General features: G+C 75.8%; 19 protein-coding genes. 8 read left to right on the forward strand and 11 right to left on the reverse strand.

The genetic code is table 11. The features are described from left to right. Positions 1–5: 5 nt before the first annotated feature. On the reverse strand, positions 6–590 hold the full coding sequence (locus ABZS66_RS15125) for a GNAT family protein (protein WP_354757806.1): 585 nt from the start codon (positions 588–590) through the stop codon (positions 6–8). A gap of 19 nt (positions 591–609) precedes the next feature. On the opposite strand from ABZS66_RS15125, the gene ABZS66_RS15130 reads away from it, so the two are divergent. Continuing rightward, positions 610–1518, forward strand: coding sequence for a pyridoxal-phosphate dependent enzyme (locus ABZS66_RS15130; protein ID WP_354757808.1), 909 nt, complete (start codon positions 610–612; stop codon positions 1516–1518). Positions 1519–1531: 13 nt separating this feature from the next. Here the strand turns inward: ABZS66_RS15130 and ABZS66_RS15135 are convergent, their stop codons facing one another. The 4 genes from ABZS66_RS15135 to ABZS66_RS15150 are packed head-to-tail and all read right to left on the reverse strand — an operon-like array spanning position 1532 to position 5917. After that, positions 1532–3727 (reverse strand): xanthine dehydrogenase family protein molybdopterin-binding subunit, encoded by a 2196-nt coding sequence (locus ABZS66_RS15135; protein ID WP_354757810.1) that lies wholly within the window; start codon positions 3725–3727, stop codon positions 1532–1534. Then, on the reverse strand, positions 3724–4704 hold the full coding sequence (locus ABZS66_RS15140) for a xanthine dehydrogenase family protein subunit M (RefSeq protein WP_354757812.1): 981 nt from the start codon (positions 4702–4704) through the stop codon (positions 3724–3726). Before ABZS66_RS15140 ends, ABZS66_RS15135 begins: the two co-directional genes overlap by 4 nt. Beyond that, positions 4701–5147 carry a (2Fe-2S)-binding protein gene (locus ABZS66_RS15145; RefSeq protein WP_354757881.1) on the reverse strand — a complete coding sequence of 149 codons (447 nt, stop codon included), beginning with the start codon at positions 5145–5147 and terminating at the stop codon, positions 4701–4703. The genes ABZS66_RS15140 and ABZS66_RS15145 overlap by 4 nt, the downstream gene beginning before the upstream one ends. A gap of 41 nt (positions 5148–5188) precedes the next feature. Next, positions 5189–5917 (reverse strand): DUF5995 family protein, encoded by a 729-nt coding sequence (locus tag ABZS66_RS15150; RefSeq protein WP_354757814.1) that lies wholly within the window; start codon positions 5915–5917, stop codon positions 5189–5191. 25 nt (positions 5918–5942) lie between these two features. Between ABZS66_RS15150 and ABZS66_RS15155 the strand changes: the two genes are divergently transcribed. Next, positions 5943–6482: an AAA family ATPase gene (locus ABZS66_RS15155; protein ID WP_354757816.1), complete on the forward strand. Its 540-nt coding sequence runs from the start codon at positions 5943–5945 to the stop codon at positions 6480–6482. On the opposite strand, the gene ABZS66_RS15160 is transcribed toward ABZS66_RS15155, so the two are convergent. Beyond that, positions 6386–7336: an SMP-30/gluconolactonase/LRE family protein gene (locus tag ABZS66_RS15160; protein ID WP_354757818.1), complete on the reverse strand. Its 951-nt coding sequence runs from the start codon at positions 7334–7336 to the stop codon at positions 6386–6388. The genes ABZS66_RS15155 and ABZS66_RS15160 overlap by 97 nt on opposite strands. Positions 7337–7355: 19 nt before the next feature. Then, the gene (locus ABZS66_RS15165) at positions 7356–7739 is read right to left on the reverse strand and encodes a DUF1801 domain-containing protein (RefSeq protein WP_354757820.1); all 384 of its coding nucleotides are present in this window, start codon (positions 7737–7739) and stop codon (positions 7356–7358) included. A 44-nt stretch (positions 7740–7783) separates the two neighbouring features. Here ABZS66_RS15165 and ABZS66_RS15170 point away from each other — a divergent pair, with 44 nt between their 5' ends. Together ABZS66_RS15170 and ABZS66_RS15175 are read left to right on the forward strand one after the other, a co-directional pair. Then, positions 7784–8980 carry a cytochrome P450 gene (locus tag ABZS66_RS15170; RefSeq protein ID WP_354757821.1) on the forward strand — a complete coding sequence of 399 codons (1197 nt, stop codon included), beginning with the start codon at positions 7784–7786 and terminating at the stop codon, positions 8978–8980. 10 nt (positions 8981–8990) lie between these two features. Then, positions 8991–9857, forward strand: a complete 867-nt coding sequence (locus tag ABZS66_RS15175) for a 2-dehydropantoate 2-reductase (protein ID WP_354757823.1) — start codon at positions 8991–8993, stop codon at positions 9855–9857. A gap of 203 nt (positions 9858–10060) precedes the next feature. Here the strand turns inward: ABZS66_RS15175 and ABZS66_RS15180 are convergent, their stop codons facing one another. Together ABZS66_RS15180 and ABZS66_RS15185 are read right to left on the reverse strand one after the other, a co-directional pair. After that, positions 10061–10636, reverse strand: coding sequence for a hypothetical protein (locus ABZS66_RS15180; protein ID WP_354757825.1), 576 nt, complete (start codon positions 10634–10636; stop codon positions 10061–10063). A gap of 9 nt (positions 10637–10645) precedes the next feature. Then, on the reverse strand, positions 10646–11161 hold the full coding sequence (locus ABZS66_RS15185) for a cupin domain-containing protein (protein WP_354757827.1): 516 nt from the start codon (positions 11159–11161) through the stop codon (positions 10646–10648). Between the two features lie 26 nt (positions 11162–11187). On the opposite strand from ABZS66_RS15185, the gene ABZS66_RS15190 reads away from it, so the two are divergent. Further along, entirely contained in the window at positions 11188–12045 is an 858-nt protein-coding gene (locus tag ABZS66_RS15190; protein ID WP_354757828.1) for a helix-turn-helix transcriptional regulator, read from the forward strand. On the opposite strand, the gene ABZS66_RS15195 is transcribed toward ABZS66_RS15190, so the two are convergent. After that, on the reverse strand, positions 12034–13002 hold the full coding sequence (locus tag ABZS66_RS15195) for a winged helix-turn-helix domain-containing protein (protein ID WP_354757830.1): 969 nt from the start codon (positions 13000–13002) through the stop codon (positions 12034–12036). The genes ABZS66_RS15190 and ABZS66_RS15195 overlap by 12 nt on opposite strands. Before the next feature lie 62 nt (positions 13003–13064). On the opposite strand from ABZS66_RS15195, the gene ABZS66_RS15200 reads away from it, so the two are divergent. From ABZS66_RS15200 to ABZS66_RS15210, 3 genes are all read left to right on the forward strand, one after another. After that, complete coding sequence (locus ABZS66_RS15200; protein ID WP_354757832.1) at positions 13065–14291, forward strand: MFS transporter; 1227 nt, start codon at positions 13065–13067, stop codon at positions 14289–14291. Beyond that, positions 14230–14676: a GNAT family N-acetyltransferase gene (locus tag ABZS66_RS15205; RefSeq protein ID WP_354757883.1), complete on the forward strand. Its 447-nt coding sequence runs from the start codon at positions 14230–14232 to the stop codon at positions 14674–14676. The genes ABZS66_RS15200 and ABZS66_RS15205 overlap by 62 nt, the downstream gene beginning before the upstream one ends. A gap of 145 nt (positions 14677–14821) precedes the next feature. Continuing rightward, positions 14822–17617 carry a BTAD domain-containing putative transcriptional regulator gene (locus ABZS66_RS15210; RefSeq protein WP_354757834.1) on the forward strand — a complete coding sequence of 932 codons (2796 nt, stop codon included), beginning with the start codon at positions 14822–14824 and terminating at the stop codon, positions 17615–17617. Here the strand turns inward: ABZS66_RS15210 and ABZS66_RS15215 are convergent. Beyond that, the gene (locus tag ABZS66_RS15215) at positions 17588–18136 is read right to left on the reverse strand and encodes a hypothetical protein (protein WP_354757836.1); all 549 of its coding nucleotides are present in this window, start codon (positions 18134–18136) and stop codon (positions 17588–17590) included. The genes ABZS66_RS15210 and ABZS66_RS15215 overlap by 30 nt on opposite strands. Between the last annotated feature and the right edge of the window lie 47 nt (positions 18137–18183).

The raw sequence follows: 18183 nt of genomic DNA on the forward strand, positions 1-18183 counted from the left end.
GATGGTCAGACGTGGGCCGGGGTCAGGTCCTCCGTGATGAGGCTGTACATCGCCATGTCGGCCCGGCCGCCCGTGCGGGACTCGGCCACGCTGCGCAGGATGCCCTCGAAGCGGAAGCCGGCCCGCTCCGCCACGTGGCGGGAGGCCGGGTTGTCCGTGTCGACCTGCAGCGTGATGCGGGCCTGGCGCTGGGTGGTCAGGGCCCAGTGGGCCACCGCGGCCGCCGCCTCGGCCGCGTAGCCGCGGCGCCGCGCCCACGGGGCCGTCCAGTAGTGGATCTCGCAGGTGCGGGCCTGCCAGTCGGCGCCGAACAGCGAGACGTGGCCGACCAGGGGGCTGCCGGAGTGCGGCACCACCGCGAAGCCCACGCCCTTGCCCTCCAGGCGGCGCTGCTCGATGCCCGTCGTGCACCAGGCGAGCGCGGTCTCCAGGTCGGCGCCCGCGTACGGGTAGCCGACCGGGGCCGAGGCGATGAACCGCTCGTCCTGCCAGGCGCGGTGCACCTCCGGGGCGTCCTCGCGGGTGAACGGGCGCAGCACGAGGCGGTCGGTCGTCAGGGTGTCGCGGGCGAAGATCTCGGCGAGGTGCATCCCCGGTATCGTCGCAGACGTGTCCATCCCCAGGTTCGGGACGTGGCCGACGCCACTGGAGCCGGCGCCACGACTCGCCGCCGCCGTCGGGCTCGCTGAGCTGTGGGTGAAGCGCGACGACCTCACCGGGCTCGGCGGTGGTGGCAACAAGGTGCGCAAGCTGCGGCACCTGTGCGCGCAGGCACTCGCCGCCGGCGCGACCCACCTCGTCACCACCGGGGCCGCCCAGAGCAACCACGCCCGGCTCACCGCCGCCGCCGGGGCGCGGCTCGGGCTGGCCGTCACCCTCGTCCTGAAGGGTGAGGAGCCCGGCGAGCCGCGGGGAAACCTGGTGCTCGACCTGCTCGCCGGGGCGCGGATCGTCTGGGCCGGGGACCGGGCGGCCGACGACGTCGCCGCCGGCGAGGAGCGGCGCATCCGGGATAGCGGGGGCGTGCCGTTCCTCATCCCGTTCGGCGGCTCCAGCCGGCACAGTGCCCGCGGCTATCTGGAGTGCGCCCAGGAGCTCGAAGCCCAGCTCACCGGGGTCGACCGGGTGGTCGTGGCGCTCGGGTCGGGCGGGACGGCCGCCGGCCTCGTCGCCGGGCTCGGGGCCGCGCGGGTGGTCGGCGTCGACGTCGGGGCGGTGCCCGACCCGGTGGCGACGCTGCGGGCGCTGGGCGTGGACGGCGAGCTGCCGCTGATCGAGCGCGGGCAGGTCGGCGCCGGGTACGGCACGCTCGCCCCCGGCGTGGCCGACGCGCTGCGGCTCGCCGCCCGGACCGAGGGGCTGTTCCTCGACCCGACGTACACCGGGCGGGCCCTCGCCGGGCTGCGCGCCTGCGTCGCCGACGGGCGGATCGGGGCCGGTGAGCGGACCGTGTTCGTGCACACGGGCGGGCTGCCGGGGCTGTTCGCCCACCCGGAGGTGTCCGGACTGCGCGAGTAGCTCAGGGTGCCGGTCAGAGGAGCTTGTCGATGGTGATCGGCAGGTCGCGGACGCGCTTGCCCGTCGCGTGGAACACCGCGTTCGCGATCGCCGGGGCCACGCCCACCAGGCCGACCTCGCCGACGCCCTTCACGCCCACCGGGTTGAAGCGGTCCGCCTCGCCGACGAAGACCACGTCCAGGTCCGGGACGTCGGCGTTCACCGGGATCAGGTAGTCGCCGAACGTCGCGTTGGCGATGCGGCCCGTGTGCGGGTCGGTCACCGTCTCCTCGAGCAGTGCCATGCCGATGCCGCCGACCGTGCCGCCGATGATCTGGCTGCGGGCCGTCTTCGGGTTGAGGATGCGGCCGCCGTCCACCACCGACACGATGCGGGCCACGCGGACCCGGCCCAGGTCGGCGTCCACGTGGACCTCCGCGAACCGGGCGGCGAACGGGCCCGCGGGAGCCAGGCCGAGCTCCTCCGGCTTCGACGGTACCGCGGAACCGTCCGCCGTCAGCTCGGTCAGGTCGTGCCGGTCCAGGATGTCGCGGTAGCTCTCGCCGCGGGACGGGTCGTCGGCGTGGACCAGCCGGCCGTCGGCCGCGACCACGTCGGCGGCGGTGAGGCCGCGCAGCGGGGAGGCGACGTCGTCCGCGACCAGGTCGAGGAACGCCTGGATCAGGCGGTGGCCGGCGGCGTGGATCGCGCTGCCGAGGGACGCCGTCATGCCGGAGCCGCCCTGCATCGGCGCGGCCGGCAGGTCGGTGTCGCCGAGGCCCATCCGCACCTGGTCGACCCGCAGGCCGAGCAGCTCCGCCGAGAGCTGGGTCATCACGGTGTACGTGCCGGTGCCGATGTCGGTCGCGGCGCTGCGGACGTAGGCGCGGCCCTCGCGGTCGATCGTCGCGCGGGCGTCGCACGGCTGCTGGAACCAGAAGAAGCTCACGCCCGCCATGCCGTAGCCGACGAGCGTGTCGCCGCGGCGCGTCGAGCGGGGCGCCGGGTCGCGGTCCCACCAGCCGAACCGGGTGGCGCCGAGCTCGTAGCACTCGCGCAGCGCCTTCGACGACCACGGCAGGCCCAGCTGCGGGTGCTCGTCGGCGTGGTTGCGCAGCCGCAGCTCGACCGGGTCGATGCCGAGCTCGTAGGCCAGCTCGTCGAGCGCGCATTCGAGGGCGAAGTGGCCCTGGGCGTCGCCGGGGCCGCGCATCGACGTCGGCACCGGGACGTTCAGCCGCTTCTGGCTGTCGTGGTTGGTGACGTTCGGGCAGGCGTACCCGACGGCGGAGACGGTCGTGACCGACTCGGCGATGTTGTCGTCGTCGACCGCGACCGGCTGGACGGACTCGTGCTCGATCGCGGTGAGGACGCCGTCACGGGTGGCGCCGATGCGGATCTGCTGGACCGTGGCCGGGCGGTGGCCGATGCCGGTGAACATCTGCGGCCTCGTCAGCGCCAGGCGTACCGGCCGCTCGACGATGCGGGCCGCCATCGCGGCGAGCACGACGTGCGGCCAGACCCGCAGGCCGGCGCCGAAGCCGCCGCCGACGTACCGCGCGAGGACGCGCACGTCGGCCGCCGGGATGCCGAACGCTCCGGCGAGCGCCTCACGGACCGAGTCGGGCCACTGGGTGGTGTCGTGGACGGTGAGCCGGTCGCCGTCCCAGGCGGCGACGGTGGCGAACAGCCCCATCGGGTTGTTCGTCTCGTCGGGCGTGGTGAACCGGCCGCCGACCACGACGTCGGCCGTGGCCAGGGCCGCGGCGGCGTCCCCGCGGCGCCGGTCGCTGCCGAACGGGTCGTCGACCGTGATCGCCCGCGGGTCGTCGAGGCTCAGCACCGCGTCGACCGGCTCGTAGCTGACCTCGACGAGCCGGGCCGCCTCCGTCGCCTGCTCGATCGTGTCGGCGATGACGAGCCCGACGTACTGTCCATGATGGACGATCTTGGTGCGCTGCAGCGGCGGGGGCGGCTGGCGCCACAGGCCGGTGTCGGGGGCCGGGTTGAGGTGCGGCGCGTCGCCGGCCGTGACGACGGCGATGACCCCGGGCACCGCCTCGGCCCGCGCGGTGTCGAACCCGGTGACGCACCCGGCGGCGATCGTGCTGCGGACCAGCGCCGCGTGGGCCAGGCTCGGGTACGTGACGTCGATCGGGTAGTGCGCCCGGCCGGACGTCTTGCGCGGGCCGTCGACCCGGTCGATGTCGGTGCGCTCCAGGGTGGTCATCCGGCCCCTCCGGCGGTCGTGCGCAGCGCCCGGACCAGGGTGCGCTTGGCCAGCTCGACCTTGAACTCGGTGCCGGGCACGGTGAACGGCTGCTGCACGGCGGCCTCGGCCGCGGCCCGGTACGACGCCTCGCCGGCCGGCGCGTCGCGCAGCACCTCCTCGGCCTCCCAGGCCCGCCACGGTACGGTGCCGACGCCGCCGAGCGCGATGCGCGCCGACGTCACGACGCCGCCCTCCACGACCGTCGCGACCGCGGCCGAGGTGAGCGCGAACTCGTAGGAGGCCCGGTCGCGGACCTTCAGGTACGTCGAGCGCGCCCCGCCGGGCAGCATCGGGATCTCGACCTCGGTGATGAGCTCGCCGTGGCGCAGCACGTGCTCGCGGTCGGGCGTGGTGCCGGGCAGCCGGTAGAACTCGGTGAGCGGCACGGAGCGCGGTCCCCGTTCGGAGCGCACGTGCACGATCGCGCTCGCCGCGCTCAGCGCCACGGCCAGGTCCGACGCGTGCAGGGCGATGCAGGACGGCGACGCGCCGAGGATCGCGTGCATCCGGGCGACCCCCTCGACCGCGGCGCAGCCGCTGCCCGGCCGCCGCTTGTTGCAGTCGTCGACGCCCGGATCCCGGAAGTACCGGCACCGGGTGCGCTGCAGCAGGTTCCCGCCGATCGTCGCCATGTTGCGCAGCTGCGGCGACGCGCCCAGCAGCAGCGCCTCACGAACGAACGGCGGCACCGCCGGATGGGCGGCGAGCTCCTCCATCGTCGTGGTCGCCCCGACCCGCAGCGTCGTGCCGTCGACGGTGACCCCGCGCAGCGGCAGCCGGCTGATGTCGACGAGCCGCCGCGGCGCGACGACCCCGTCCTTGAGCATGAGGTCGACCTGCGTCGTCCCGCCGGCCAGGAACTCGGCCTCCGGGTCGGCGGTGACCGTGGCGATCGCGCTCGCCGGGTCGGCGGCCAGGGTGTACCCGACGCTCATCGGCCCGCCACCTCCCGGATCGCGGCGACGATGTTCGGGTACGCGCCGCAGCGGCACAGGTTGCCGCTCATGAACTCGCGGATGTCCTCGTCGGTGCCGGCCCGGCCCTCGTCGATCAGGGCGATGGCGGACATCACCTGGCCCGGCGTGCAGTACCCGCACTGGAACGCGTCGTGGTGCTGGAACGCCTCCTGCATCGGGTGCCCGCCGCCGAGCCCCTCGACGGTGAGCACCTCGCGGCCGTCGACCTGCGCGGCGAGGGTGAGGCAGGCGAGCACCCGCCGGCCGTCGACGTGGACCGTGCACGCCCCGCAGGCGCCCTGGTCGCAGCCCTTCTTCGTGCCGGTGAGGCCCAGCCGGTCGCGCAGCGCGTCGAGCAGCGTCACTCCGGCGGCCAGCCGCAGCTGTTCGGTCCGGCCGTTGATGCTCGTGGTCACGGTGATCTCGTTCATGATGGCCGCAGCGCTACCCGGCGGCCCGGGCGCTAAACCGTGACGCCGAAGCCCCGCCGGGCCAGCCGCAGCATCACCTGACCGGGTGCGGTGAGCTCCACGAGCTTGGCGGTGCAGGCCCGGTCGAGCCGCTGCAGGACCGCCTCGGTGGTGCCGTCCCGGCGGGCCCGGTCGAGCGCGGCCGCGTTGTGCCACACCTTGGCCCGCGCCTCGCGCAGGACCCGTTTCGTCGCGGCCCGGTTGAGCGGCCCGAGCAGCCGGTCCCGCCATCGCACGCCGGACACCGGGCGCATCTGCGCGTCCTCGGCCCCGACCCGGTCGACGAGCACCGCGTCGACATGGCGGTGGTCGGCTTCCCGTTGCCCGAGCCGATGCGGGTCGTCGAACTCGGCCGGCGAGATCACGGCGACGAGCGACTGCGGCAGGTCGTAGTTGATGTGCGCGTTCATCCCCAGCAGCACGTGCCGCAGCGGTGGCAGGCCGGGCCGGTCGCGGGCGGTGTCGAACGCCACCGTCCACGGCCCCGGCACCGGCGCGCCTGCGAGGCGGGCGTCGAACGCGTCGAGGTACAGCTCGGCGAACACCACGTCCCACCGCTCGAGCCACGGCCCGTCGCGGAACCCGCCCCGGTCGATCTCCTCCGCGACCGCGAGGGTGGTGCGCAGGTACGTCTGGTGGAAGAATCGGCGTGCGTCGCCCGCGTCGAGGCGTCCGAGCGAGCTTTCCATCCGCCGGACGATCCGCGCGACGCTCTCCTCCATCCCGTCATCGTAGTGGGGCCATGCCATGCGCAGATTCATCGTCACGGGCGCGCCCGGGGCCGGCAAGACATCGATCATCACCGCGCTCACCGGCGTCACGGCGGTGCCGGAGGCAGCGACCGACGTCATCGCCGCCGAGCAGGCGCGCGGCGTCGCCGAGCCGTGGGCCGACCCCGGCTTCGCCGACCGCGTGGCGGCCCTGCAGCGCCGCCGCCAGCTCGCCGCCACCGGCCCGGTCCAGGTCTTCGACCGCTCGCCGCTGTGCACCCTGGCCCTGGCGGTCTACAGTGGACTCGCCCCGTCGGAGCTGCTCCGGGCCGAGGTCGAGCGCGCCGCTTCGCTGTACGACCGCCGGGTGCTGCTCGTGCGCCCGATCGGCTTCGTCACCCGGACCGCCGCCCGGCGCATCTCCTACGCCGACTCGCTGCACTTCGAGCGCATCCATCAGCAGGTGTACCGCGAGCAGGGCTACGAACTGGTCGACGTCCCGCCCGGGCCGCCGGCCGAGCGGGTGGCGCTCGTCGCCGGATACCTCGCCGCCTGGACGTTGACCCGGATCGAGTAGAGCGAGCTCGACGCGCAGATGTAGAGATCGTTGCGGCGCCGGCCGCCGAACGTGAAGTTGGCGACGACCTCCGGCACCAGCAGCTTGCCGATCAGCGTGCCGTCCGGGTCGAAGCAGTGCAGCCCGTCGTGGGCGGCGACCCAGATCCGCCCGCCGTCGTCGAGGCGCACCCCGTCGAAGCTGCCGTTGTCGCAGGTACCGAAGACCTCACCGCCGCTCAGTGCCCCGCCCGCGCCGACGGCGAAGCGGCGCAGGTGCTTGCGGCGGGTGTCCACGACGTACAGCGTCCGCTCGTCGGCGCTGAACGCCAGGCCGTTGGGGCGCTCGAAGTCGTCGGCGACCACCCGGACGTCGCCGGTGGCCGGGTCGAGGCGGTAGACGTGGCAGGCGCCGATCTCGCTCTCCGCCCGGTAGCCCTCGTAGTCGGTGTCGATGCCGTACGACGGGTCGGTGAACCACAGCGAGCCGTCGCTGTGCTCGACGATGTCGTTCGGGCTGTTGAACCGCTTGCCGTCCACCCGCTCGGCGAGCACCGTCACCGAGCCGTCGTGCTCGGTGCGGGTCACCCGCCGGGTGCCGTGCTCGCAGCTGACCAGCCGCCCGGCCCGGTCGACGGTGTGGCCGTTGGCGTAGTCGGACGGCTGCCGGAAGACCCCGACGGCGCCGGTCAGCTCGTCGTAGCGCAGCATGCGGTCGTTCGGGATGTCGCTGAACACGAGGTACCGCCCGGCGGCGAAGTAGGCCGGCCCCTCCGTCCACCGTCCGCCGGTCCAGAGCCGCTCCATCCACTCGTCCCCGTTGCACCGCCGGAACCGCTCGTCGAGGACCTCGAACCTGGCCTTGACCCGATCCATCCCGCGTCTACTCCTCGAGCTAGGTGACGTTGCGTGTCTGGAAGGCGGCGCGGATCAGCTCGCCGAGCACCTCCTCGTCGACGTCGGCGAGGCGCTTGACGTAGACGCAGCTCTTGCCGGTCGTGTGGCTGCCGAGCCGGGCGCGGAGCGACTCGTCGTCCGGCAGGTAGTACAGCACCAGGGCCTGCTTGCGCGGGGAGAACCCGATCGCCGGAGTGTCACCCTCGCGGCCCGACTCGTAGCGGTAGTGGTGCGAGCCGAACCCGATGATCGAGCCGCTCCACAGCGCGGGCGGGGCACCCGTCACGTCGGCGGCCAGCGCACACAGTCGTTCGGCGTCGGCCCGGCGCTGGGCGTCGGGCACCGTGGACAGGAAGGCGGCCACGTCGCTGTCGTCAGCCATGCCCGACACCGTACCGCGCCGATCGACCGGCATAAGGTGGACGAATGGCCGAGATCGTGCAGAACGCCGAGGTACTGGAGCTGCTGGACGAGCTGACCGTGATGACCGGGCGGGCGGACCCCTATCCACGGTACGCCCGGCTGCGGGAGATCTCCCCGGTCGTGCGGGCCGCGGACGGGGCGCTCGTCGTGACCGGGTACGCCGACTGCACCACGGTCGTGCGCGACCCGCGCTTCGCCCACCTGCCCGCCGACATGCTCGCGTTGATCGGCCTGCCCGACTGGCGCGACCACCCGGCCCTGCTCCAGCTGTTCACCAGCCTGCTCACCCTCAACCCGCCCGACCACACCCGGCTGCGCCGCCTGGTCGGCTCGGCCTTCACCGCCCGCCGCGTCCAGGCGCTGCGCCCGGCGATCGAACGCATGGTCGCCGAGCTGTGCGACGCGATGGACCCGGAGGCCGACTTCGTCGACGCGTTCGCGTTCCCGCTGCCCGTCGGGGTCATCGGCGAGCTGCTCGGCGTGCCGGCCGCCGACCGCGCGCAGTTCCAGACGCTCGTGCGGGACTGGACCCAGGTCCTCGAGGTGATCACCCCGGAGGTGCTGCGCACCGCCGACCCGGCCGCCGCGACGATCCGCGCGTACCTCGCCGACCTGGTCGAGCAGCGCCGCCGCGAACCGGCCGACGACCTGCTCACCGCGCTGGTCCAGGCCCAGGCGGCGGACGACCGGCTCACCGACGACGAGGTGCTCAGCAACGCCGCGCTGCTGTTCGCCGCCGGGTTCGAGACGACGACCAACCTGCTCGCCAACGGCCTGTCCGCCCTGTTCGCGCACCCTGACCAGGCCTTCGGCGATCCCGAGCGGGCCGTCGAGGAGCTGCTGCGGTACGACAGCCCGGTCCAGATCGCGACGCGGGTCGTGACCGAGCCGGTCGAGCTCGGCGGCATCCCGGTCGAGGCGGGGGAGCGGGTGGTGGCGTACCTCGGCGCCGGCAACCGCGACCCCCGGCGCTTCCCCGACCCCGGCGCGCTGCGGCTCGACCGGCCGGACAACGCACCGCTGTCGTTCGGCGGCGGCATCCACTACTGCCTCGGCGCGCCGCTGGCCCGGCTGGAGGCCCAGATCGCGTTCCCGGCCCTGCTGGCCCGCTTCCCGTCACTCGCCCCGGCGGACCGGCCGGAGCGCCGGGACAGCCTCAGCCTGAAGGGTTTCACGTCCCTGCCGGTGCGCACGCGTTAGGGTGGGGCGCGTGTGGAGCGTGGCGATCCTCGGCCCCGGCGGCGTCGGCGGCCTGCTCGGCGGCGTGCTGGCCCGGGCCGGTCACCCGGTGTCCGTCCTGGCCCGCCCTTCGTCGGCCGAGGTGCTGGAGCGGGACGGCCTGACCGTCCACAGTGTCCAGTTCGGCGACTTCACGGTACCGGTGCAGACCCGCATCCCCACCCCGCCCGACCTCACCGTGGTGGCGACCAAGGCCACGGCGCTGCCCGAGGCCCTCGACGGCCTCACACCCGGCGGCCTGATCCTGCCGCTGCTCAACGGCGTCGACCACCTGGCGCTGCTGCGCACCCGCTTCCCGGCCCAGGACGTGGTGGCCGGCTCGATCCGCGTCGAGTCGACCCGCGTGGCTCCCGGCCGCATCGAGCACACCAGCCCGTTCTCGGCGATCGAGCTGGCCGGCGACCCGGTGGACCCGGCCCGCGTGGAGTCGCTGGCGGAGGTCCTGCGGTCGGCCGGCTTCGAGGTGACGGTCCGCTCCAGCGAGGCCCTGGTGCTGTGGGAGAAGATGGCGCTGCTGGCCCCGCTCGCCCTGCTCACGACGGCGGCCCGCGCCCCGGTCGGCGAGGCCCGCACGGCCCGCCGCGCCGACCTGGAGGCCGTGGTGCACGAGGTGGCCGCGGTGGCGCGGGCGAGCGGCACGACGACCGACCCGTCCCGCATCCTGACGGTGATCGACGGCATACCACCGGCCATGAAGTCGTCGATGCTGCGCGACGCCGAGGCCGGCCGCCCGCTGGAACTGGACGCGATCGGCGGCTCGGTCCTGCGCGCGGGCGCCCGCCTGGGCGTCGACACCCCGGCCACGGCCCGCGTGGTGGCAGAGCTCCGCGCGACCTGACCGGCCGGTTGCGGCCTGCGCGCGCTGTGACCCCCGCGCGCTGTGACCCCCGCGCGCTGTAACCCGCGCGTGGTGTGGCTTCGCCACGGCGTGGGCTCTGTGTGGTGGGCTCTGCGCGGTATGGGCTCAGCTCTCCACCCTTCCGCGCGGCGCCGCCGTCCGGCGTGATCGCGAAGCTCCGGCGCTCGTAGAAGCGTCCGGGGTCAGCCGCCGTCCGCGGTGAGCGTCGCGCCGAGGTCCGCGGCCAGCGCGGCCGCCTCCCGTAGCGCCGCCGCGTCGTCCGTACGCAACTCGACCGACCCGTCGCTGGCGTCGCGATGGAGCGGCACCGAGGCCGACCACAGCACGACCGGCGGGCACGCGATCCACCGAACACCCGACGGGAGCCGGGCCGGGGTCCGCTCCGACAGCGCGAACCCCGGCCGCCGCAGCGCCACGCCCGGCCAGTCGGACGCATGCACCGGCGCCAGGCGGTGGGCTGGCGGCAGCGGGACCTCGACCGGCCCGTCCGGCGTGTAGACCTCCAGCTCCTCACCCACCACCCAGGCGTCCAGCGCCGTGGCCAGCGCCAGCATCGCCGCGATCGCCGCGTCGGAGGGGTGTTTGGCGGAGACGGCGCCGGCGCGGTACCACAGGGCGGTGCCGTCCGGCAGTTCGACGCAGGCGGGCGGGTACCACGGCAGGTCCGCTGCCACCGCCCGCCATTCGGCCAGGCCGATGGGGCAGCGAGCGGCGTGGTACCACTCCAGGTTGCGGGTGATGAAGACGTCGTACCCCATGCCGGCAGGCTACGGGAGGCGGGCGGGGATCATCGGGGTCAGCTGTTCGATGTCGTGGCGGGCGCGGACCGCGGCGATCGCGGACTGGTCCGGTGGGCCGCCCGCGGCGACGATCGCGCCCAGTTCGGCGAGGTACGACTCGTGGCCGGACGGGGCGACCAGGAACAGCAGGCGGGCCGGGGCCGGGCCCGGGTTCGCGAACGCGTGTGGGCAGCCCGGCGGGACGAACAGGACGCTGCCCGGGCCGCCGCGCAGCACCGTCTCGCCCGTCGACGACGTCCAGCGCTGCCAGTCGCCGGAGGTCAGGCGCTGCGGCTCGAAGGCCAGGAGGTCCAGCTCGCCGGACAGGACGTAGAACACCTCCTCGGCCGCAGCGTGGCGGTGGGCGCCGACGTCGAAGCCCGGCGCCACGTCGGCCTCGAACATCGACCACGTCGCCGAGTGCGATGCGCCGACCTTCAGGGTCATCCCGGCGGTGGGCAGCCGGGTGCCGGCGCCCGGGGGAAGCATCAAGCCGTCCGTCATGCCGCCATCCTCCGGCACATCGAGGCATGCGAACCTGGTACCGCTGCTACCACCCGGGAGGGCGGGCGATGGCCGAGGCACGGCACGGCGAGCTGGCCGCGTTCCTGCGCGCGCACCGGGCCCGGCTGCGGCCCGCCGACGTGGGGCTCCCGCCCGGGCCCGGGCGGCGCCGCACCCCGGGGCTGCGCCGCGAGGAGGTGGCGCAGCTGTCGGGGGTCGGCCTCACGTGGTACACCTGGCTCGAACAAGGCCGCCGGATCCCCGCATCGGCGCAGGTCGTGGACGCCCTCGCCCGGGCGCTGCGGCTCGACCCGGACCGGCACCGCCACCTGCGCGGCCTCGCCGGGCTGCCCGCCGTCGCGGCGGCGGTACCGCTGCCCGCCGAGCGCCTGCAGCGGCTGGTCGACAGCGTGGCGCCCAACCCGGCCGCCGTCTACGACGCGCACTACGACTACGTGGCCTGGAACGAACCGTACGTACGGGTCCGGCACGACCCCGGCCGGGCCGCGCCGGGCCGGCGCAACTGGGTGTGGCTGCTGTTCACCGACGCGGCGGTGCGGGCGCGGATGCCCGGCTGGGAGGCCGCGGCGCGGGCCGTGCTCGGGCAGTTCCGGGCGGCGGCCGGGCAGGGCGGCCACGACCCGCGCTTCGCCGAGCTGGTGGCGGCGCTCCAGGCGGCGAGCCCGCAGTTCCGCGCCTGGTGGGCCGACTATCCGGTGCGGGAGTTCAGGCCCGCGGTCATCACGGTGGCCCACCCGCAGGCCGGGCCGATCGCGCTGGAGCTGTTCCAGCTGCGCCCGGCCGAGCACCCCGACGCGCTGCTCGTGGTGCAGGTGCCGGCGACCGGGGACGACCGGCGGCGGGTCGGGCTGCTACTGGGGTGAGCCGGCGAGGTCGGCGCCCAGGCGGGTGCGGTAGTACAGCACCGAGCGGCCCGAGCGGCGGCGCTGGACCAGGCCGGCGTCGTGCAGCACGCGCAGGTGGCCGCCGACCGAGCCGAGGCCGTGGCCGGTCAGGGCGACGAGCTGGGTGGTGCTCTTCGGCGCGTCCAGCAGCAGCTGCAGGATCTCCGCGCGCACCGGGCCGAGCAGCCGGGCCAGGGGCGCCGGGGCCCGGGCGGTCGTCGGCTCGGCGAGCCAGCCCCGGCACGGGTACACCAGCGCGTGGGTGTCGCCGGGCTCCTCCCAGGCGACCCAGCCGCGCGGCGCCGTCGTCGGGATGAACAGCAGCCGGCCGCCGGTGACCGCCCGCGGCGGGTAGTCGTAGGTGTTGACCTGCAGGCGGCCGTCGCCGAGCCAGCGCATGCCGGGGCGCAGGCCCTCCAGGACGGCCGCCCAGCCGCCGCTGCTGAGCCGCTCGGTGCGGGCGACGACGTCGGCCTGGAGCACCCGGCGGCGCCGCGGCCAGTCGCCGGCCAGGGTGTGCTCCCACGTCCAGGCGATCAGCTCGACGGCCCGCCCGACCAGGCCGGGCTCGCGCAGCACCGGCGGCACCGGCCGGTCGTACTCCTCGGCGATGTCGGCGAGCGCGTCGGCGTCGCTGGTGGCGGCGAGCCGGGCCAGCTCGTCCGCGAACGCCGGGTCGTCCGCCCGCGGCGGCTTGACCAGGAAGTCGGCGATCCAGCCGGGCCGGATCGCGGCGTGCAGGAACGGCAGCGCGAACGGGTCGTCGCCCCACCGGGCCCGTAGCGTCGGGCCGTGCGCGCGCAGCCACTCGCGCTGGGCCGCCGACGTGGCGTGCTGCCCGCCGAACGCGGCCAGGCTCGCCACCGTCTCCGCCAGCGGGGACACGACGAACCGGCTGCCGGCCAGCACGTCGGCGCTGATCCGCCACAAACCCACGATGTTTCGCCTCCACGCGAAACTGTACCGGTGGTGCGCCCGCTGCTCGCAGACTGCGGCCCATGCGCACCTACCGCGAACTGTTCGCGAACGCCGAGTTCACGGCCCTCTTCGGTACCGTGTCCGCCCAGGTCGCCGCGGCCACGCTCAGCGGCACCGCGCTCGGCACGCTGGTCTTCGCCGCGACCGGCTCGCCCCTGCTCGCCGCGCTGAGCCTCTTCGGCTCGTCGTTCGCCCAGGTCGTCGGGGCGGCCACCGTCCTGTCCGCGGCCGACCGGCTGCCGCCCCGGGCCACGCTCACCGGCCTGGCCGTGTTCACGGCGCTGACCACCGCGCTGCTGAGCGTGCCGGGCCTGCCGATCGCCGCCGCCTTCGCCGTGGTCCTCGCCCAGGGCCTGGTGGGCTCGGTGGGCGGCGGCGTGCGGTACGGCCTGCTCGCCGAGATCCTCCCGCCCGGCGGCTACCTGCTGGGCCGCTCGCTGCTGAACATGTCGGTCGGGGCCAGCCAGATCGCCGGGTTCGCGCTCGGCGGGGTGTTCGTCGCGGCCGTGTCGCCGCGCGGCGCGCTGCTCGCCGGGGCCGGGATGAGCCTGGTCGCGGCCGTCGTCGCGCGGTTCGGGCTGACCGCCCGGCCGGCCCGCGCGGCCGGCCGGGTGTCGGTGCGCGAGACCTGGCGGGGCAACCGCGCGCTGTGGTCGTCGCCGGCCCGCCGCGCGGTGTACCTCGGGCTGTGGATCCCCAACGGCCTCATCGTGGGCTGCGAGGCGCTGTTCATCCCGTACGCCCCCACCGGCGCGAGCGTGCTGTTCGTGACCGCCGCGCTGGGCATGCTGGCCGGCGACGCCCTGGCCGGCCGTTACCTGCCGGCGTCGCGGCGCCGCGCGCTGACGGTCCCGGCGCTGGTCCTGCTCGCGCTGCCGTACCTGGCGTTCGCCGTCCACCCGCCGCTGTGGCTCGCCGCGGGCGTGGCCGCGGTCGCGTCGGCCGGCTACTGCGCCAGCCTGCTGCTGCAGGACCGGCTGGTCGAGCTGACCCCGCCGGCGCTGCTCGGCCAGGCCCTGGGCCTGCACTCGTCCGGCATGCTGACCATGCAGGCGGTCGGCGCGACCGTGGCCGGCGCGGTGGCCCAGCTGGTGTCCCCGGGCACCGCGATGGCCGTGATGGCGAGCGCGTCGCTGCTGGTGACGGCGGCCCTCGGCTGGGCGTTGGCTAGAGTGGACCGCCGTGATCACCATTCGGCCGGCGACCCGCTCGGACGTGCCGCGGATCGTAGCCCTGCTGGCCGATGACGCCCTGGGCGCGACCCGCGAGTCCCCGGGCGATCCGGAACGCTATGAGACCGCCTTCGACGCCGTCGCCGCCGACCCGGCGCAGCTGCTCGTGGTGGCGACGACGGCGGACGGCGAGGTGGTCGGCACGCTGCAGCTGACGTTCATCCCCGGCCTGGCCCGCCGCGGCGCCCTGCGCGCCCAGATCGAGGCGGTCCGGGTGGCGTCGTCGGCGCGCGGCGCGGGCCTGGGCGAGACGCTGCTGCGCTGGGCGGTGGAGGAGTCCCGCCGCCGCGGCGCCGCCCTGGTCCAGCTGACCTCGGACGCGGCCCGCCCGGACGCCCACCGCTTCTACGAGCGCCTCGGGTTCACCGCCACGCACGTCGGGTTCAAGCTGGCGCTCTGAGGTACACCGCGGACCCGGTGCCACGTCGGGTTCACGACTGCGGGCCGCGGCGGGGCGCGTGCAACGTACGTGGAGGCGACCCACACTGGCCGTGCTGTGCCACGCTCGGGTGGTCGTCGATCGCGTCCGGTATGCGAGGAGTGGCGTGGAGTTCCGGATCCTGGGCCCGCTGGAGGTGGTGGCGGACGGGCGGGCCGTGCCCGTCGGCGGCCCCAAACCGCGGGCCGTGCTCACGGCGCTGCTGCTCGACGCCGGCCGGGTGGTCACCGTCGAGCGCCTCGTCGGTGCCGTCTGGGGCGAGGAGCCGCCACCGAGCGCCCGCAACGCCCTGCAGACGTACCTGTCCCGGCTGCGCCGCGCGCTCGGCACCGGCACGCTGCGGCACCACCACGGCGGGTACGAGCTCGTCGCCGGGCCGGACCAGATCGACGCCCGGCGGTTCGAGGCGGCCGTCGCCGACGCCCGAGCGGCCCTCGCCGGCAGCGACCCCGGTAGAGCGCTGCACACCGTCAGTGGCGCGCTGGCGCTGTGGCGCGGACCGGCCCTGCTCGACGTGGCCGGCGAGCTGTTCGCCCAGGCCGAGATCGCCCGCCTCACCGAGCTGCGCGCCGTCGCCGCCGACCTGCGGGTCGAGTGCCTGCTCGCGGCGGGCCGCACCGCCGACGCGGTGGCCGGCGCGGCCGAGCTGGTCGCCGCCGACCCGGTCCGGGAGGGCAGCCGCGGGCAGCTGATGCTTGCGCTGTACCGCGCCGGCCGCCAGACGGAGGCCCTGGCCACGTACCGGGAGCTGCGGGAGCTGCTCGCCGAGCGGTTCGGCCTCGACCCGGGCGAGGACCTCGAGGCCCTGGCCCAGTCGATCCTCCGCCAGGACCCGGCCCTGACCCCGCCGCCGGTGCCGGCGCCCCGCGGGGAGCGGGAGCCGTGGGTGCCCGACACCCGGCTCCCGGCGCCGCTCGACCGGTTCGTCGGGCGGGAGCGGGAGCTCGCCGACGTGCGCGAGCTGCTCGCCGGGCACCGGCTCGTCACGCTCACCGGCCCGGGCGGGGCCGGCAAGACGCGGCTCGCCGTCGAGGTGTGCCGGACCGCCGGGACCGCGGTGCGGGTGGCCGAGCTCGCCGGGATCGACGACGACGTGCTGCTCGAACCGGCGCTCGCGCACGCGTTCGGCCTCGCCGTCGACACCGGGCCGGGCGGGATCGCCGCGGTCGTCGGGGACGCCGGCGTGGTGCTGCTGCTCGACAACGGCGAGCAGCTCGCCGGGGCGCTCGCGGTACTGGTGCCGAAGCTCCTCGCCGAGCTGCCCGGGCTGCGGGTGCTCGTCACCAGCCGGCTGCCGCTGTCGGTCGCGGGGGAGCGGCGGTACCCCGTGCCGCCGCTCGACCCCGGCACCGACGCGGTCGAGCTGTTCCTCGACCGGGCCGCCGCCGTGCTGCCCGGGTGGGCCTGCGACGGCGCCGAGCGGGCCGTGGTCGCCGAGGTCTGCGCCCGCCTCGACGGGCTGCCGCTCGCCGTGGAGCTGGCCGCGGCGCAGCTCGTCGCGCTGTCCCCGGCGCAGATCCGCGACCGGCTCGACGACCCGGGCACGCTGCGCAGCGCCCGGCGGGACGTCGCCGACCGCCACCGCAGCCTGGACAGCGCGATCGACGTCACGTACCGGCTGCTCGACGCCCCGCAGCGGGACCTGTTCGGGCGGCTCAGCGTGTTCGCGGGGCCGTTCGACCTCGACGCCGCGGAGGCCGTCGCCGGCGGGGCGGAGGTGCTGGCGCCGTTGACGGCGCTCATCGCCGGCTCGCTCGTGACGCCGCTGCCCGCCACGTCGCCGCGGCGCTACCGGATGCTGCAGACGCTGCGGCAGTACGCCATCCGCCGGATGAAACCCGCGGACCTCCGCGACGCCCAGCACCGCCACCTCGGCCGGGCCGTGGCCCTCGCCGCCACCGCCGACCGGGAGCTGCGCGGCCCCGACGCCCGGCGCTGGTTCGCCGCCCTCACCGCCGAGCAGGACAACCTCCGCGCCGCCCTCGCCTTCGCGTCCGGCGGCGCCGACCCCGCCGCCGGCCTGCGGCTCGCCGCCGACCTGGGCTGGTTCTGGTACCGCGGCGGCCACATCGTCGAGGGCCTGCGCTGGCTCGGCCTGGGCCTGGCGGGGGGTCAGGCGGGGGGTCAGGCGGGGGGTCAGGCGGGGGGTGGCGACCCCGACGACCGGGCCCGCGCCCACACGGGCCTGGCCTGCCTGCACTACCTCGCCGGTGACCTCGGCGCGAGCGGCGCCGCGATCACCGCCGCCCGCGACCTGGCCGTGGCGCCGGCGACCGCGGCCCGCGCCGCCGTCTACCACACGCTGTTCCTCGGCCTGCGCGGCGACGTGGCGGCCGGTGCCGCCGCCGGCCGGGACGCCCAGGCCCGCGCGCTCGCCACCGGCGAGGGCTGGCTGCTCGCCGAGGCCCTCATCAGCGTCGCCCAGGTCACCTGGGCCGGCGGCGACCCGGCGGGCGCGGCCGTGGTGCTCGACTACGCGGTCGCGGCGGCGACGGCGAGCGGGTTCGCGTGGGCGGCCGGCTCGGCCCGCTGGATGCACGCCCAGCTGGCCCTGTCGACGGGCCGGTTCCCGCAGGCGTACGAGCTGGCGTCCCGCGCCGTCGCCGACCTCGACGCCCAGGACGACGTGACCGGCTGGCTCGCCGCGGCGTTCCTGCTCGCCGCGACGCTGACGCTCACCGGCCGCCCGGCCCCCGGCGCGGTCCTGCTCGGCGCGGTGGAGGCGCTGGGTGGCCGGGTCGGCTACGCGCCGGAGCGGATGGACCCGGTCAACGGGCCGCGGCTGGCCGGGATCGTCCGCGGGGCCCTGCCGCCGCGGGAGTTCGCGGCCGCCCACGCGCGGGGTGCCGCGATGACCCGCGACGAGGTCCGGTCAGTCCTCCTCCTTGAGCACGGGCAGTAGGTGCTCGACGACGGCGACCAGCTGCCCGCGCACCTTCGCCGCCGACACGCCGCGGTCGGCGACGACGGTGAGGCGGGCGTACAGGTTGGCGTCGCGGACGTGCAGGTCGTAGGTGAGCCCGGCATCCCCGTTCGTCGATGCCGAGAACCCGTCGGTCCACACCCCGGACACGTCGGCCACGGTGGCGCCGGCCGCGTCGGCGGCGGCCTTGGCGGTGTCGTAGTGGGCGGTCGCCTCGCTCGCCGACGCCGGCGTGGCGAGGAGCACCTTGAGGCTGCGGACCGCCCCGCCCTCGGCGAACATGAGCGTGCAGCCGGGCATCGCGGTGTCCTGGGCGGGCGCCTGCCCGGTCACCGTCCCCAGCCCGCCGACGGGCGCGGCGGCGACCTCGGCACACGGGTCCCAGGGCGCGGCGTAGGTGGTGCTCGGCAGCAGGAACACGAACACCCCGCAGCCGACGCAGGCCAGCAGGAACGACCCGACGATGGTCCCGACGACGATGAGCACGGTCCGGTTCACCCTCGCGATGGTGCGGCCCGCGGGCCCGACCGTCAGTCGGCAATCGG

This window comes from Dactylosporangium sp. NPDC005572, from assembly GCF_040605515.1.
Lineage (GTDB): Bacteria > Actinomycetota > Actinomycetes > Mycobacteriales > Micromonosporaceae > Dactylosporangium.